Source organism: Streptomyces sp. NPDC006193 (assembly GCF_040613915.1).
Classification (GTDB): Bacteria; Actinomycetota; Actinomycetes; order Streptomycetales; family Streptomycetaceae; genus Streptomyces.
On the sequence record NZ_JBEXTB010000015.1, the window covers coordinates 16,898 to 30,349 of the forward strand.

A 13,452-nucleotide genomic window follows, 5' to 3' on the forward strand; every position below is an offset into this window, starting at 1 on the left:
CAGGCCGCTGACGTGCGGCGCAGGCTGCTGATGTGCGGCGCCGGGACCGGCCCGTACGGCGTGCAGAAACCGCTGTACGGCGCCGGGCACCGCGCTGTACGGCACCTGGCGCCGCCGGTACGGCGTCCGGGCCGCCGCGGATGCGCCGGTGGCCGCCGCCTGCCGTGTGCCGGGCGCGGACCACGGGCGTGTGCGTGCCCGCGGGCACCTACGCCGGTTCCGGGCGCCCGGCCGCCAGCAGGTTGCCGATGTCGCGCAGGCCCGCGAGGTCGTGCACGTCGCCGGGCAGCGCCGGTACCTCGACCACCGCCACCTCGGGGTGGCGGGCGGTGAAGCGGTCACGCGTGCGCTGCTCGCGCGCGAGCAGATGCATGCGCTCGGCGTGCAGTCTCAACAGACCCGCGGTGAGCCGGTCGACGGAGCGTTCCGCGTCGGCGGGGGAGCCTTCCTCGGTGGCCTCGGCTGCGGCCTCGGATGCGGGAGGTTGTGAACTGCCGTACGTGTCGGGAGAGTTACGAAGTCCTACTTTCCCGTCCCCCTGATCCACAATGCGGGGGTCCTCAAGATTTTCCGCGGCGGCGAGCGCCCGCTCGGCCGACAGCCGACCGGCGCCGCTGCCGTGGACCCGGTTCAGCACCAGGCCGACCAGCGGCATCTTCTCCGCGGCCAGCCGCTCCACGAAGTACGCGGCCTCGCGCAGCGCGTCCCGCTCCGGGGCCGCCACCACCAGGAACGCCGTGCCGGGCGCCTGGAGCAGCTTGTAGGTGGCGTCCGCGCGCGTACGGAAACCGCCGAAGGTGGTGTCCATCGCCGCCACGAACGTCTGCACGTCCTTGAGCAGCTGACCGCCCAGCAGCTTGCCCAGCGTGCCCGTCATCATCGACATGCCGACGTTCAGGAACTTCATGCCCGCCCGTCCGCCCAGCTTGGCGGGAGCGGTCAGCAGACGGATGAGACGGCCGTCCAGGAACGAGCCCAGCCGCTTGGGCGCGTCCAGGAAGTCCAGCGCCGAGCGGGAGGGCGGGGTGTCCACCACGATCAGGTCCCACTCGTCCCGCGCGCGCAGCTGGCCCAGCTTCTCCATCGCCATGTACTCCTGCGTGCCCGCGAAGCCCGCCGAGAGCGACTGGTAGAAGGGGTTCGACAGGATCGCGGCCGCCCGCTCGGGGTCCGCGTGCGCCTCCACGACCTCGTCGAAGGTGCGCTTCATGTCGAGCATCATGGCGTGCAGCTCGCCGCCCGTCCGGCGCCCGCCGCCGTCCGCGGCCGAGCCGCCGCGCGCCCCCTGGTCCTCGACGCCCTTGACCCGGCGCGGAACGTTGTCGAGCGAGTCGATGCCCATCGACTGGGCCAGCCGCCGGGCCGGGTCGATGGTCAGGACGACCACCTTGCGGCCCCGCTCGGCCGCCCGCAGGCCGAGGGCCGCCGCGGTCGTCGTCTTGCCCACCCCGCCCGAGCCGCAGCACACCACGATCCGGGTCTGCGGGTCGTCCAGCAGCGCGTCGACGTCGAGCGGCCGCGCGGGGGAGAGACGGCGGGGCGTCCCCGGCGTCTCGGCCGTCTTCCGCCCCGCGGGTGCCTGCCGCGCCTCGGCCGGGTCCGGACTCATGACAACCCCTGCTTCCGCAGCTCGGTGGCGAGTTCGTACAGGCCCGCCAGGTCCATTCCCTCGGCGAGCAGCGGCAGTTCGTGCAGCGGCAGGCCCAGTTCGCCGAGGGCCGCGCGCTGCTCCTGCTCCAGCGCGTACCGCTCGGCGTACTCGGCCGCCTGCGCGAGCAGCGGGTCCACCAGCTTCTCGGCGTTCCCACCGCGCCGCGCCCCGCCCAGACCGGCGGCCGCGAGTGCCTGTGCGACCGAAGAACGCTCCACGGTCCGCAGGAGTTCCAGGTCGGTCCCGTCCAGCACCTGCGGGCGGACCATGTTCACGACGATCCGGCCCACCGGCAGGCGTGCCGCGCGCAGTTCCGCGATGCCGTCGGCGGTCTCCTGGACCGGCATCTCCTCCAGCAGCGTGACCAGGTGCACCTCCGTCTCCGGCGACTTCAGCACCCGCATCACGGCCTGGGCCTGATTGTGGATCGGGCCGATCTTCGCCAGGCCCGCCACCTCGTCGTTGACGTTGAGGAAGCGGGTGATGCGGCCGGTCGGCGGGGCGTCCATGACGACGTGGTCGTACACGAACCCGCCCGCTCTGTCCTTGCGGCGCACCGCCTCGCACGCCTTGCCGGTGAGCAGGACGTCCCTCAGGCCGGGCGCGATGGTGGTGGCGAAGTCTATGGCGCCGAGTTTCTTCAGGGCCCGGCCCGCGCCGCCGAGCTTGTAGAACATCTGGAGGTAGTCCAGGAGGGCGAGTTCCGGATCTATGGCGAGGGCGTACACCTCCCCGCCGCCCGGTGCGACGGCGATCTTCCGCTCCTCATAGGGAAGCGCCTCCGTCTCGAAGAGCTGTGCGATGCCCTGCCGGCCCTCGACCTCGACGAGAAGCGTCCGCTTCCCCTCGGTCGCGAGGGCCAGCGCGAGGGCTGCGGCGACCGTCGTCTTGCCGGTCCCGCCCTTGCCGCTGACGACCTGGAGCCTGCTCACGCCTTCGAGACTAACCAGTCCGGCCGACGAGCACGCGGGAGGCTGTGGACGACGCAGGTCACCGGCCCTCCGGCCGCAGCGGCTACAGTCGGCCCCATGACCAAGTGGGAATACGCAACCGTGCCGCTGCTCGTCCACGCCACGAAGCAGATCCTGGACACCTGGGGCGAGGACGGCTGGGAGCTCGTCCAGGTCGTGCCCGGGCCCAACAACCCCGAACAGCTCGTGGCCTACCTGAAGCGGGAGAAGCAGGCGTGAGCGCGGTCGAGACCAGGCTGGCCGAACTGGGCCTGACCCTGCCGGAGGTCGTACCGCCGCTGGCCTCGTACCAGCCGGCCGTGCAGTCCGGTGCGTACGTCTACACCGCCGGCCAGCTGCCGATGGTGGAGGGCAAGCTGCCGGTCACCGGCAAGGTGGGCGCGGAGGTGACGCCGGAGGAGGCCAAGGAGCTGGCCCGCACGTGCGCGCTGAACGCCCTGGCCGCCGTGAAGTCCGTCGTCGGCGACCTGGACCGCATCGCGCGCGTCGTGAAGGTCGTCGGCTTCGTCGCCTCGGCGTCCGACTTCACCGGGCAGCCCGGCGTCGTCAACGGCGCCAGCGAGCTGCTCGGCGAGGTGCTCGGCGACAAGGGCGTGCACGCGCGCAGCGCGGTCGGCGTCGCGGTGCTGCCGCTGGACGCGCCGGTCGAGGTGGAGATCCAGGTCGAGGTGGCCCCGTAGCGCTGCCGGTGCCCCGCTGACCTCGGGAACCTCTCGAACATTCGCCCGGTACCAGATAGCCTCCGGCCATGGCGAACGGTCAGTGGTACCCCCCGGAGTGGCCGGACCGCATCCGCGCGCTCGCGGACGGCACCCTCACCCCGGTGTCCCCCCGGCGCGCGGCCACGGTGCTGCTGCTGAAGGACACCCCGGCCGGCCCGGCCGTCCACATGCTGCGCAGACGCGCCTCCATGGCGTTCGCCGGAGGCGCGTACGCCTATCCCGGGGGCGGCGTCGACCCGCGGGACGACGACCGGCTGGTCCGCTGGGCGGGCCCCCCGCGCGCGTGGTGGGCGGACCGGCTCGGCGTCGACGAGGCGGGCGCCCAGGCCATCGTCTGCGCGGCCGTGCGGGAGACCTACGAGGAGGCGGGCGTGCTGCTCGCCGGGCCCGGCCCGGACTCGGTCGTCGGCGACACCACCGGGGACGGCTGGGAGGCCGACCGGGCCGCGCTCGTCGCGCGCGAGCTGTCCTTCGCCGAGTTCCTGGACCGGCGCGGCCTGGTGCTGCGCTCGGACCTGCTGGGCGCCTGGACCCGCTGGATCACCCCCGAGTTCGAGGCCCGCCGCTACGACACCTGGTTCTTCGTGGCCGCCCTCCCCGAGGGGCAGCGCACCCGGAACGCCTCCACCGAGGCCGACCGCACGGTGTGGATCCGCCCCGCGGAGGCCGCCGCCGGGTACGACCGGGGTGAGCTGCTGATGATGCCGCCCACCATCGCCACCCTGCGCCAGCTGCTGCCCTACGCGACCGCCGCCGAGGTGCTGGCCGCCGCGCCGGCCCGCGACATGAGCCCGGTGCTCGCCCGGGCCCGCCTCCGGGACGGCGAGATCGTCCTGTCCTGGCCCGGCCACGACGAGTTCACCCAGCACGTGCCGACCGCCGAGGCGAGTGCCGAGACGACCGGTGGAGGGCCCGCATGACCGACGCACGCCTGCTGCCGGGCCGGCCCAGGGGCGGGGTCCTCTCGGGCCCGGCCACCGAGCGGGCCGTCAACGTCCTCGCGCCGAACCCGTCCGCGATGACCCTGGACGGCACCAACACCTGGATCGTCGCCGAGCCCGGCTCCGAGCTGGCCGTGGTGATCGACCCCGGCCCGCTGGACGACGGCCACCTGCGCCACGTCGTGGACACCGCCGAGAAGGCGGGCAGGCGCATAGCCCTGACCCTGCTCACCCACGGCCACCCCGACCACGCCGAGGGCGCCGGGCGCTTCGCCGAGCTGACCGGCACGCGGGTGCGTGCCCTCGACCCGGCGCTGCGGCTCGGCGAGGAGGGCCTGGCCGCCGGGGACGTGATCACCGTCGGCGGCCTGGAACTGAGGGTCGTGCCCACCCCCGGGCACACCGCGGACTCGCTGTCCTTCCACCTCCCCGCCGACCGTGCGGTGCTGACCGGCGACACCGTCCTCGGGCGCGGCACGACCGTCGTGGCGCACCCCGACGGGCGGTTCGGGGACTACCTGGACTCCCTGCGCCGCCTGAGGTCCCTGACGGTGGACGACGGCGTCCACACGGTCCTGCCGGGCCACGGGCCGGTCCTGGAGGACGCCCAGGGCGCCGTCGAGTTCTACCTCGCCCACCGCGCCCACCGGCTCGCCCAGGTGGAGACCGCGGTCGAGGACGGCTACCTCACCCCGGCCGAGATCGTCGCCCATGTGTACGCCGACGTGGACCGCTCGCTGTGGCCGGCCGCGGAGCTGTCGGTGCGGGCCCAGCTGGACTACCTGAGCGAGCACGGGCTGATCTAGCCCGGCCGCCACCGGACCGGGGCGGCACAGGGGACGCCCCGCTCCGGAGGCGAGGCGGAGCGGGGCGGCGGCGGTCTAGTCCGGGCGCGGGGACTTCACCCCGTGCACGCGGGTGTACTCCGCCGCGAGCCAGGGGCCCAGGTCGTCGACGTAGGACCGCAGGACGTCCGGGTCGCCGACGGGCTCACAGCCGTGTCCGGCCGCGCTGCGCAGGTGTGCGGCCCGCTGCGGGTAGTACGCGCCGAACACCTCGGCCATCTCCCGCAGGTCGCTCGTCCAGCCCTGCCAGCGGGGCATGACGAGGGTGAAGCCGGTCCGGACGAGGTGGCGGGACATGAACCGCACGAGCGGCCGGCGGGCCTCCTCGGTGTCCTGCGCACCCTCGATCCGCTCCCGCCAGCGCGGCAGCAGGCGGGCGAGGTCGCCGTTGGTCTCGCGGGCCAGCAGGGAGCCGGGACGGTAGCGGGGCAGCCGCCCGGCGAGGTCGTCGCCGAGCAGCGGGGTGCACAGGCAGGCCACGAACCAGCCGAGGTCGTGGCGTTCCCGCTCGCTCAGCAGCCGGTCCCGCCCGTACAGGAGGGCGCCGACCCCGTCGATCTGCCGGAACTCCCGGTCGAGCGCCTCCGCGAGCTCCCGCACGGCGTCCCGGTCGGCGCCGGCCGGCTCCTCGCGCAGGGCGAGGAGCAGGTCCAGGTCGCTGCGCCCCACGCGCGCGGTGCCGCGCGGAACCGACCCGTAGAGGTACGCGCTGTGCAGCCGGGACCCGAACAGGTCCGCGATCCGGTCGCGGGCTGCGGCCACGACCGGACGGAAGGCGTCCTGCACGCGCGCGAGGGAGCCCTCGCGGACGAGGCGGCCCCGGGAATCGACTCCGGTGGGGGCGGGGAGTGCGGTCACGGGACCACTGTGCCGTCCGCCCCTGCTGCCGGGCAGCCGGATCTCCGGGCGGGCCGGCACCCGGTCCGCCTCAGCGGGACCGCTTGGCGAGCCGCTCCACGTCCAGCAGGATCACGGCCCGCGCCTCCAGGCGGAGCCAGCCGCGCTGGGCGAAGTCCGCCAGCGCCTTGTTCACGGTCTCGCGCGAGGCGCCGACCAGCTGGGCCAGCTCCTCCTGCGTGAGGTCGTGGACGACGTGGATGCCCTCCTCGGACTGCACGCCGAAGCGGCGGGAGAGGTCCAGCAGCGCGCGGGCGACACGGCCGGGGACGTCGGAGAAGACCAGGTCGGACATGGCGTCGTTGGTCTTGCGCAGACGGCGGGCGACGGCGCGCAGCAGGGCGCCGGCCACCTCGGGGCGCGCGTTCAGCCAGGGCTGCAGGTCGCCGTGGCCGAGCCCGAGCAGCTTGACCTCGGTCAGCGCGGTCGCGGTGGCCGTGCGGGGACCGGGGTCGAACAGCGACAGCTCGCCGATCAGCTCGCCGGGGCCGACGACGGCGAGCATGTTCTCGCGGCCGTCGGGGGAGGTGCGGTGCAGCTTGACCTTGCCCTCGGTGACCACGTACAGCCGGTCGCCGGGGTCGCCCTCGTGGAACAGGGAGTCACCGCGTGCGAGGGTCACCTCACTCATGGAGGCGCGGAGCTCCGCGGCCTGCTCGTCGTCGAGAGCCGCGAAGAGCGGGTTGCGCCGCAGAACGTCGTCCACGAGTTCTCTCCTTGTCGACCTGCTCAGGGGATCTTGCTCCCCCGCGTGCCAGGGGACCGTGTTCCCCATTTTGCCGGACCGTGCAAACAGTGTGATCTGTCACAAGGATGCCGTACAGGTGTCCGGGGGTAGGCGTCAGGGGTCCGATCGGGGGCCGGTCCGCCGGGTCCGAGGCGGACGACGGTCCCGGGCTCTAGGCTGGCCGGGTGTCCAAATCGCCGGTGAGAGCACAGGCCAAGGGGGCTGGACGGGTGGTTGCACGTCGCGATTCCGCTGTGGGCGAACAAGGTCCCGGTGGACGTAGCAAAACAGGCAAATCGGATAAAAAGACCGCCGCTGCCGCGAAGAAGCCGGTGCCCGCGGACGAGGCCGCGAAGAAGCCGGCGCCCGCGGACGAGGCCGCGAAGAAGCCGGCGCCCGCGAAGGCCGCCGCGAGGAAGACGGCGGGGAAAGCCGTGACGGCCGCCGCGAAGACCGGGAAGACCCTGGAAGCCGCCGGGAAGCCCGTGAAGGCCGCCGTGAAGGCCGGCAGGACCGTGAAGGCGGCCCGGCCCGTCGAGAAGACCGCCGTCCGCCCCCCGACGGGCGAGTCCCGCACCGCCCTCGTGCGCCGCGCCCGCCGCATCAACCGCGAGCTGGCCGAGGTGTACCCGTACGCCCACCCCGAGCTGGACTTCGAGAACCCCTTCCAGCTGCTGGTCGCCACGGTGCTGTCGGCCCAGACCACCGACCTGCGCGTCAACCAGACGACCCCGGCGCTCTTCGCCAGGTACCCCACCCCCGAGGACCTCGCCGCCGCCGACCCGCAGGAGGTCGAGGAGATCCTGCGCCCCTGCGGCTTCTTCCGGGCCAAGACCAAGTCGGTGACAGGGCTGTCGAAGGCCCTGGTCGAGCAGTTCGGCGGTGAGGTCCCCGCGAGGCTGGAGGACCTCGTCAAGCTGCCCGGCGTCGGCCGCAAGACCGCCTTCGTCGTCCTCGGCAACGCTTTCGGCCGGCCCGGGATCACCGTGGACACCCACTTCCAGCGGCTGGTCCGGCGCTGGCGGTGGACCGACGAGACCGACCCCGACAAGATCGAGGCCGCTGTCGGGGCGCTCTTCCCCAAGAGCGACTGGACCGACCTGTCCCACCACGTGATCTGGCACGGCCGCCGCATCTGCCACGCCCGCAAGCCCGCCTGCGGCGCCTGTCCCATCGCCCCGCTCTGCCCGGCCTACGGCGAGGGCGAGACGGACCCGGAGAAGGCGCAGAAGCTGCTGAAGTACGAGAAGGGCGGCTTCCCGGGGCAGCGGCTGAAGCCCCCGCAGGCCTACCTCGACGCGGGCGGCAGGCCGGCGCCGCCGCTGGGGGCCGCGTGACGGAACGATCGTGGTGCCCCCGGGCGTTGGGGAAGGCAGACGACGGGGGTGGCGATGACGAGGGCCGGTGAGACCCAGGGCCGTCCGGTGACGCTCAGCAGGGACGGGCTGCCGGACTGGCTGGACCCCGTCGTGCGCGCCGCCGAGACGGTCCGGCCGCTCCAGCTGAGCCGTTTCCTGCCGCCGGAGAACGGCGCGGGGCGGCAGTCGGCCGTGCTGATCCTGTTCGGTGAGGGCGAGCGAGGGCCGGAGCTGCTGCTCATGGAGCGGGCGAGCTCCCTGCGCTCGCACGCCGGGCAGCCCTCCTTCCCGGGCGGCGCGCTGGACCCGCAGGACGGTGACCCCCAGGGCGAGGGGCCGCTGCGGGCCGCGCTGCGCGAGGCCGAGGAGGAGACCGGGCTGGACCCGTCCGGCGTGCAGCTCTTCGGTGTGCTGCCGAAGCTGTACATCCCGGTCAGCGGCTTCGTCGTCACGCCCGTGCTCGGCTGGTGGCGCGAGCCCAGCCCGGTCGGTGTCGTCGACCCGAACGAGACCGCGCGGGTCTTCACCGTCCCCGTGGCGGATCTCACGGACCCCGCCAACCGCGCGACCGCCGTCCACCCGAGGGGTCACCGCGGACCGGCATTCCTGGTCGAATCGGCCCTGGTGTGGGGCTTCACGGCCGGTGTGATCGACCGTCTGCTGCACTACGCGGGCTGGGAGCGCCCCTGGGACCGGGAGAAGCAGGTCCCGCTGGACTGGCGCGCATGACAGGGTGATCCCCGTGAACGTGCTGGACATCCTGTTGCTGGTCGCGGCCGTGTGGTTCGCGGTGGTGGGCTATCGCCAGGGCTTCGTCGTCGGCATCCTGTCGGTGGTCGGCTTCCTGGGCGGCGGCCTCGTCGCCGTGTACACGCTCCCCCTCCTCTGGGACGCCCTGACCGAGAGGACGGAGGTCGGCGCCACCGCGGCCGTGGCGGCCGTGATCGTCGTCATCGTCTGCGCCTCCGTCGGCCAGGCCCTGACCACCCACCTCGGCAACAAACTCCGCCGGCACATCACCTGGTCCCCGGCCCGCGCGCTGGACGCCACCGGCGGCGCGCTCGTCAACGTGGCCGCGATGCTGCTGGTCGCCTGGCTGATCGGCTCCGCCCTGGCCGGTACGACCCTGCCGACGCTCGGCAGGGAGGTCCGCGGCTCCAAGGTGCTCCTCGGCGTCTCCCGGGCGCTGCCCCAGCAGGCCGGCACCTGGTTCGCGGACTTCTCCTCCGTGCTCGCGCAGAACGGCTTCCCGCAGGTCTTCAGCCCGTTCGCCAACGAGCCGATCAAGGACGTCCGGCCGCCCGACCCGGCCCTCGCCCGCAGCCCGGTCGCCGCCCGCGCCCAGCGGTCCATCGTCAAGGTCACCGGCACCGCCCAGAGCTGCGGCAAGGTCCTGGAGGGCACCGGCTTCGTCTTCGCCGACCGCCGGGTGATGACCAACGCGCACGTCGTCGGGGGAGTGGACGCGCCGAGCGTGCAGATAGGCGGCCAGGGCCGCAAGCACGACGCGAGGGTCGTCCTGTACGACTGGGAGCGCGACATCGCGGTCCTCGACGTGCCGGACCTCAAGGCCACCGCGCTGAGGTTCACCGGCCGGGACGCGGCGGGCGGCGACGGCGCGATCGTCGCGGGCTTCCCGGAGAACGGCTCGTACGACGTGCGCGCCGCGCGCGTGCGCGGGCGCATCACGGCCAACGGCCCGGACATCTACCACCGCGGCACGGTCCGCCGCGACATCTACTCGCTGTACGCGACCGTCCGCCAGGGCAACTCCGGCGGCCCGCTGCTCACACCGGACGGCAGGGTGTACGGCGTGGTGTTCGCCAAGTCCCTCGACGACGCGGACACCGGCTACGCCCTCACGGCGGACGAGATCCGGACCGACATCGAGCGGGGCCGCACGGCGAACGAGCAGGTGGGCACGGACAGCTGCGCCCTGTAGGGCGGGCGGCGGTGCTCAGCCGCGGGGGTGGCGCAGGCGCACCGAGACCCAGCGGGCCCGGCGGCGCAGGATGCGCGGAATCCCCACCCTCAGGTCCGCTTCCGCGAGCTGCGAGGCGCCTCGTCGAGGCGTGCTCAGGCCACCGGCGGAACGGCGGCTGCGGGGTACGTCACTGTAGTCCTGCGTCCAGCCCATACCCGGACGTGTGCCCCCGCCCGAAGGTCGATAACCACCTGTGCGCCCCCCAATTGGCCTATGCGGCAGGCATGTGGCTGTTCGAGGGACACCTGTTCAGGAGCCGGACACCGGACGCGTCCGAGCCGTCACCGCACGGTCACCGGTCCGGCTCGGGATCCTTCAGCCAGTTGATCAGCTCGGTGGAGAAGGCCGTCGGGTCCTCCTCGTGCGGGAAGTGACCGAGACCGTCGAACAGCCGCCAGCGGTACGGCGCTTCGACGTACTCGCCCGAACCCGCCGCGCTGCGCGTGCGCGTCACCGGGTCCAGCGAACCGTGCAGATGAAGCGTCGGCACCCGCACCGGCCGCTTCATCCGGCGGTAGAACTGCACACCGTCCGGGCGGGCGAGCGAGCGCACCAGCCAGCGGTACGGCTCGATCGAGCAGTGCGCGGTGGACGGGATGCACATGGCCCGCCGGTACGTCTCCACGGCCGCGTCCTCCGGCGGCCGGGGCCCGGACCAGTCCCGGATCAGCCGGCCCGTCAGGGCGCCGCCGTCCGCGGTCAGTTGCCGCTCCGGCAGCCACGGGCGCTGGAACCCCCAGATGTAGGAGCTGGCGGCGGTCTGCCGGGCGTCCCGCAGCATCGCCGCGCGCCAGCGCCGCGGGTGCGGCATCGACACCACGGCGAGGCGCCGGACCAGTTTGGGGCGCATGGCCGCCGCGGTCCACGCCAGATAACCGCCGAGGTCGTGGCCGACCAGCGCGGCGTCCGGCTCACCGAGCGAGCGGATCACTCCGGTGACGTCCAGGGCGAGGTTGGCGGGGTCGTACCCGCGGGGCGTGCGGTCGCTGCCGCCGACGCCCCGCAGGTCCATCGCCACCGCCCGGTAGCCCGCGTCGGCGAGCGCGACCAGCTGGTGCCGCCACGTCCACCAGAACTGCGGGAAGCCGTGCAGGAGCAGCACCAGCGGGCCGTCGCCGAGTTCGGCGATGTGGAAGCGCGCGCCGTTCGCGGCGACGTCCCGGTGGCTCCAGGGACCTTCGATCCGTACGGCCGAGGGAGCGGCGGGGTCCGTCATGACGACGAGCGTGCCACAGCCTCGACGGCCTCGGGCGCCCGGTCCCCGGCCGGCTCGGGCCGCGGGTGGGGCTTGGCGTTCTGCAGGACGCCCGCCGTCTGCTTCACCGAGGCGGCCACCTTCTGCGGGCCCTGGCCCTTCTTGGCCTTCTTCGCGAACGCCACGCCGATGAGGGCGAGGAGGCCGGCGACCAGCACGTTGGCCGCGAAGGACAGCACGAAGCAGATCGCCAGGTTCCAGTGGCTCCAGGTGCGGATGCCGTACGCGAGGGCGAAGTTGAGCATCGGCAGGGAGAACAGCAGCACCGCGCCCGCCAGCGAGAAGGCGCCTCCGCTGACCGCGCCGCGCTTCACGTCCTGCTTGAGCTGGGCCTTGGCCAGGGCGATCTCGTCGTGCACCAGCGCCGACAATTCGGTCGTCGCCGAGGCGAACAGCTGGCCGATGCTGCGTTCGGCGCCGACCGGGCTGCCGTCGGGTGCGCTCATCGCGTTCTCCCTTGAGGTGTCTCGTGCCGCAGTGCTGGGTGGCCGTCATGTCGGGTCGGCCGTCTTGATTTGTACCGTCTCGTCAGATCATGCCGGACGGTCGCCCTCCTCGCCTGCCCCACCCGGCACTTCGGCAAGCCCGTGGCGCGTCCCGGCCGCCCGCTCGGCGGCAAGACGCCGGTGCTCGGCGGCCTTGCGCTCGTGGATCGCGGCCATGCGCAGGTGGTACGCCGGGTCGTCCTGTTCGTAGACGTCCGGGATGCCGTCGAGGTCCTCGTCGCGCTCCTCCTCCTCGCACAGCCGGCGGTACCTGGCGTTGCGCGCCTTCAGCAGCACCGTCGCACATGCGGCCGCGATCAGGGATCCGGCGAGGACGGCCGCCTTCACCTCGCCGGTGGCCACGGCGCCGCCGTCGAAGGCCAGCTCGCCGATGAGCAGCGAGACGGTGAAGCCGATCCCGGCGAGGGAGGCCATCGCGAAGACGTCGGCCCACTCCAGCTCCTCGCTGAGCTGTGCGCGGGTGAAACGGGCGGTGAGCCAGGTGCCGCCGAAGATGCCGGCCGTCTTGCCCACCACCAGGCCGAGCACGACCCCGAGCGTCTCCGGCCGGGTGAACACCTCCCCGAGCGCCGCGCCGGACACCGGCACACCGGCGTTGAACAGCGCGAACAGCGGCACGGCCAGTCCGGCCGACAGGGGGCGCACCCGGTGCTCGATGCGCTCGGCCGGCGCGTGCTCCTCGCCTTCGCGGGCGGTGCAGCGCAGCATCAGGCCCATCGCCACGCCGGCGATGGTGGCGTGCACGCCGCTGTGGTACGTCAGGGCCCAGACGACGGCGGCGAGCGGCACGTACACGTACCAGCCGCGTACGCCCCTGCGCAGCAGCAGCCAGAAGACGGCGAGGCCGGCGGCGGCGCCGCCGAGCGCGGCGAGGTTCAGCCGGTCGGTGAAGAAGACCGCGATGATCAGGATCGCGAAAAGGTCGTCGACGACCGCCAGGGTGAGCAGGAAGGCGCGCAGGGCGCTGGGCAGCGAGGTGCCGATGACCGCCAGGACGGCCAGTGCGAAGGCGATGTCGGTGGCGGTGGGCACCGCCCAGCCCTGCGCCGAGCCGCCGCCGCTGAGGCTGGTGAGGGTGTAGACGAGCGCCGGCACGGCCATCCCGGACAGCGCCGCCGCCACGGGCAGCACGGCCGCCCTGGGATCGCGCAGCTCGCCCGCGACCAGCTCGCGCTTGAGTTCGATGCCGGCGACGAAGAAGAACACCGCGAGGAGGCCGTCGGCGGCCCAGTGGGCGACCGAGAGGTGCAGGCCGAGGGCGCCGGGGCCGAGGCGGAAGTGGCTCACGGCCTCGTAGCCGGTGTGCAGGGCGGGGATGTTCGCCCAGGCCAGCGCCGCGACGGCGGCGAGGAGCAGCAGGACGCCGCCGACGGTCTCGGTGCGCAGCGCGTCCGCGACGAAGTTCCGCTCGGGCAGGGAGAGGCGGCCGAGGACCTGGCGGGCGGTCTGCCGGGTGGGGGGCGGCGCGGTCATGGGAGACCTCCGGTGGGTAGGCGGAACTCGCATGCCGACCAGACTTCCCGGCGCACCTGTGTCGCGTTCTCGACGCTTTGTTTAGCTTACCTAAGGTGCTGTGTGCCGGGGTCCGGTGACCT

15 protein-coding genes are annotated in these 13,452 nt (G+C 73.5%); 7 read left to right on the forward strand and 8 right to left on the reverse strand.

Going from position 1 to position 13,452, the window contains the following annotated elements:
* Positions 1–208: 208 nt before the first annotated feature.
* Together ABZ261_RS16245 and ABZ261_RS16250 are read right to left on the reverse strand one after the other, a co-directional pair.
* Positions 209–1,609: an ArsA family ATPase gene (locus ABZ261_RS16245; RefSeq protein WP_356859571.1), complete on the reverse strand. Its 1,401-nt coding sequence runs from the start codon at positions 1,607–1,609 to the stop codon at positions 209–211.
* A complete protein-coding gene (locus ABZ261_RS16250; RefSeq protein ID WP_356859573.1) occupies positions 1,606–2,583 on the reverse strand; it encodes an ArsA-related P-loop ATPase in 978 nt (325 codons plus the stop codon). Before ABZ261_RS16250 ends, ABZ261_RS16245 begins: the two co-directional genes overlap by 4 nt.
* A gap of 96 nt (positions 2,584–2,679) precedes the next feature.
* Between ABZ261_RS16250 and ABZ261_RS16255 the strand changes: the two genes are divergently transcribed.
* From ABZ261_RS16255 to ABZ261_RS16270, 4 genes are all read left to right on the forward strand, one after another.
* The gene (locus tag ABZ261_RS16255) at positions 2,680–2,841 is read left to right on the forward strand and encodes a DUF4177 domain-containing protein (RefSeq protein ID WP_003975360.1); all 162 of its coding nucleotides are present in this window, start codon (positions 2,680–2,682) and stop codon (positions 2,839–2,841) included.
* Entirely contained in the window at positions 2,838–3,302 is a 465-nt protein-coding gene (locus ABZ261_RS16260; protein WP_356859575.1) for a RidA family protein, read from the forward strand. The genes ABZ261_RS16255 and ABZ261_RS16260 overlap by 4 nt, the downstream gene beginning before the upstream one ends.
* 68 nt (positions 3,303–3,370) lie before the next feature.
* The gene (locus ABZ261_RS16265) at positions 3,371–4,264 is read left to right on the forward strand and encodes an NUDIX hydrolase (protein WP_356859577.1); all 894 of its coding nucleotides are present in this window, start codon (positions 3,371–3,373) and stop codon (positions 4,262–4,264) included.
* Positions 4,261–5,091 (forward strand): MBL fold metallo-hydrolase, encoded by an 831-nt coding sequence (locus ABZ261_RS16270; RefSeq protein WP_356859579.1) that lies wholly within the window; start codon positions 4,261–4,263, stop codon positions 5,089–5,091. The genes ABZ261_RS16265 and ABZ261_RS16270 overlap by 4 nt, the downstream gene beginning before the upstream one ends.
* A gap of 75 nt (positions 5,092–5,166) precedes the next feature.
* Here the strand turns inward: ABZ261_RS16270 and ABZ261_RS16275 are convergent, their stop codons facing one another.
* Both ABZ261_RS16275 and ABZ261_RS16280 read right to left on the reverse strand, forming a co-directional pair.
* On the reverse strand, positions 5,167–5,988 hold the full coding sequence (locus tag ABZ261_RS16275; RefSeq protein ID WP_356859581.1) for a nucleotidyltransferase domain-containing protein: 822 nt from the start codon (positions 5,986–5,988) through the stop codon (positions 5,167–5,169).
* 70 nt (positions 5,989–6,058) lie between these two features.
* On the reverse strand, positions 6,059–6,733 hold the full coding sequence (locus tag ABZ261_RS16280) for a Crp/Fnr family transcriptional regulator (RefSeq protein WP_014674022.1): 675 nt from the start codon (positions 6,731–6,733) through the stop codon (positions 6,059–6,061).
* 353 nt (positions 6,734–7,086) lie between these two features.
* Between ABZ261_RS16280 and nth the strand changes: the two genes are divergently transcribed.
* The 3 genes from nth to ABZ261_RS16295 are packed head-to-tail and all read left to right on the forward strand — an operon-like array spanning position 7,087 to position 10,054.
* The gene (nth, locus tag ABZ261_RS16285; RefSeq protein ID WP_356859583.1) at positions 7,087–8,091 is read left to right on the forward strand and encodes an endonuclease III; all 1,005 of its coding nucleotides are present in this window, start codon (positions 7,087–7,089) and stop codon (positions 8,089–8,091) included.
* Positions 8,092–8,145: 54 nt separating this feature from the next.
* Entirely contained in the window at positions 8,146–8,841 is a 696-nt protein-coding gene (locus ABZ261_RS16290) for a CoA pyrophosphatase (RefSeq protein ID WP_356859585.1), read from the forward strand.
* A gap of 13 nt (positions 8,842–8,854) precedes the next feature.
* The gene (locus tag ABZ261_RS16295; protein WP_356859587.1) at positions 8,855–10,054 is read left to right on the forward strand and encodes a MarP family serine protease; all 1,200 of its coding nucleotides are present in this window, start codon (positions 8,855–8,857) and stop codon (positions 10,052–10,054) included.
* Positions 10,055–10,069: 15 nt separating this feature from the next.
* On the opposite strand, the gene ABZ261_RS16300 is transcribed toward ABZ261_RS16295, so the two are convergent.
* From ABZ261_RS16300 to nhaA, 4 genes are all read right to left on the reverse strand, one after another.
* Entirely contained in the window at positions 10,070–10,249 is a 180-nt protein-coding gene (locus tag ABZ261_RS16300; RefSeq protein WP_356859589.1) for a hypothetical protein, read from the reverse strand.
* A gap of 139 nt (positions 10,250–10,388) precedes the next feature.
* The gene (locus tag ABZ261_RS16305) at positions 10,389–11,312 is read right to left on the reverse strand and encodes an alpha/beta hydrolase (RefSeq protein WP_356859591.1); all 924 of its coding nucleotides are present in this window, start codon (positions 11,310–11,312) and stop codon (positions 10,389–10,391) included.
* Positions 11,309–11,797 (reverse strand): phage holin family protein, encoded by a 489-nt coding sequence (locus tag ABZ261_RS16310; RefSeq protein ID WP_356859593.1) that lies wholly within the window; start codon positions 11,795–11,797, stop codon positions 11,309–11,311. The genes ABZ261_RS16305 and ABZ261_RS16310 overlap by 4 nt, the downstream gene beginning before the upstream one ends.
* A gap of 87 nt (positions 11,798–11,884) precedes the next feature.
* Positions 11,885–13,330 carry a Na+/H+ antiporter NhaA gene (nhaA, locus tag ABZ261_RS16315; RefSeq protein WP_356859595.1) on the reverse strand — a complete coding sequence of 482 codons (1,446 nt, stop codon included), beginning with the start codon at positions 13,328–13,330 and terminating at the stop codon, positions 11,885–11,887.
* Between the last annotated feature and the right edge of the window lie 122 nt (positions 13,331–13,452).

Coding starts and splice junctions, on each gene's coding strand:
- ABZ261_RS16305 (WP_356859591.1), bottom strand. CDS start 11,312: ATGACGGACCCCGCCGCTCCCTCGGCCGTACGGATCGAAGGTCCCTGG.
- ABZ261_RS16310 (WP_356859593.1), bottom strand. CDS start 11,797: ATGAGCGCACCCGACGGCAGCCCGGTCGGCGCCGAACGCAGCATCGGC.
- ABZ261_RS16245 (WP_356859571.1), bottom strand. CDS start 1,609: ATGAGTCCGGACCCGGCCGAGGCGCGGCAGGCACCCGCGGGGCGGAAG.
- ABZ261_RS16265 (WP_356859577.1), top strand. CDS start 3,371: ATGGCGAACGGTCAGTGGTACCCCCCGGAGTGGCCGGACCGCATCCGC.
- ABZ261_RS16290 (WP_356859585.1), top strand. CDS start 8,146: ATGACGAGGGCCGGTGAGACCCAGGGCCGTCCGGTGACGCTCAGCAGG.
- ABZ261_RS16255 (WP_003975360.1), top strand. CDS start 2,680: ATGACCAAGTGGGAATACGCAACCGTGCCGCTGCTCGTCCACGCCACG.
- nhaA (WP_356859595.1), bottom strand. CDS start 13,330: ATGACCGCGCCGCCCCCCACCCGGCAGACCGCCCGCCAGGTCCTCGGC.
- ABZ261_RS16270 (WP_356859579.1), top strand. CDS start 4,261: ATGACCGACGCACGCCTGCTGCCGGGCCGGCCCAGGGGCGGGGTCCTC.
- ABZ261_RS16300 (WP_356859589.1), bottom strand. CDS start 10,249: ATGGGCTGGACGCAGGACTACAGTGACGTACCCCGCAGCCGCCGTTCC.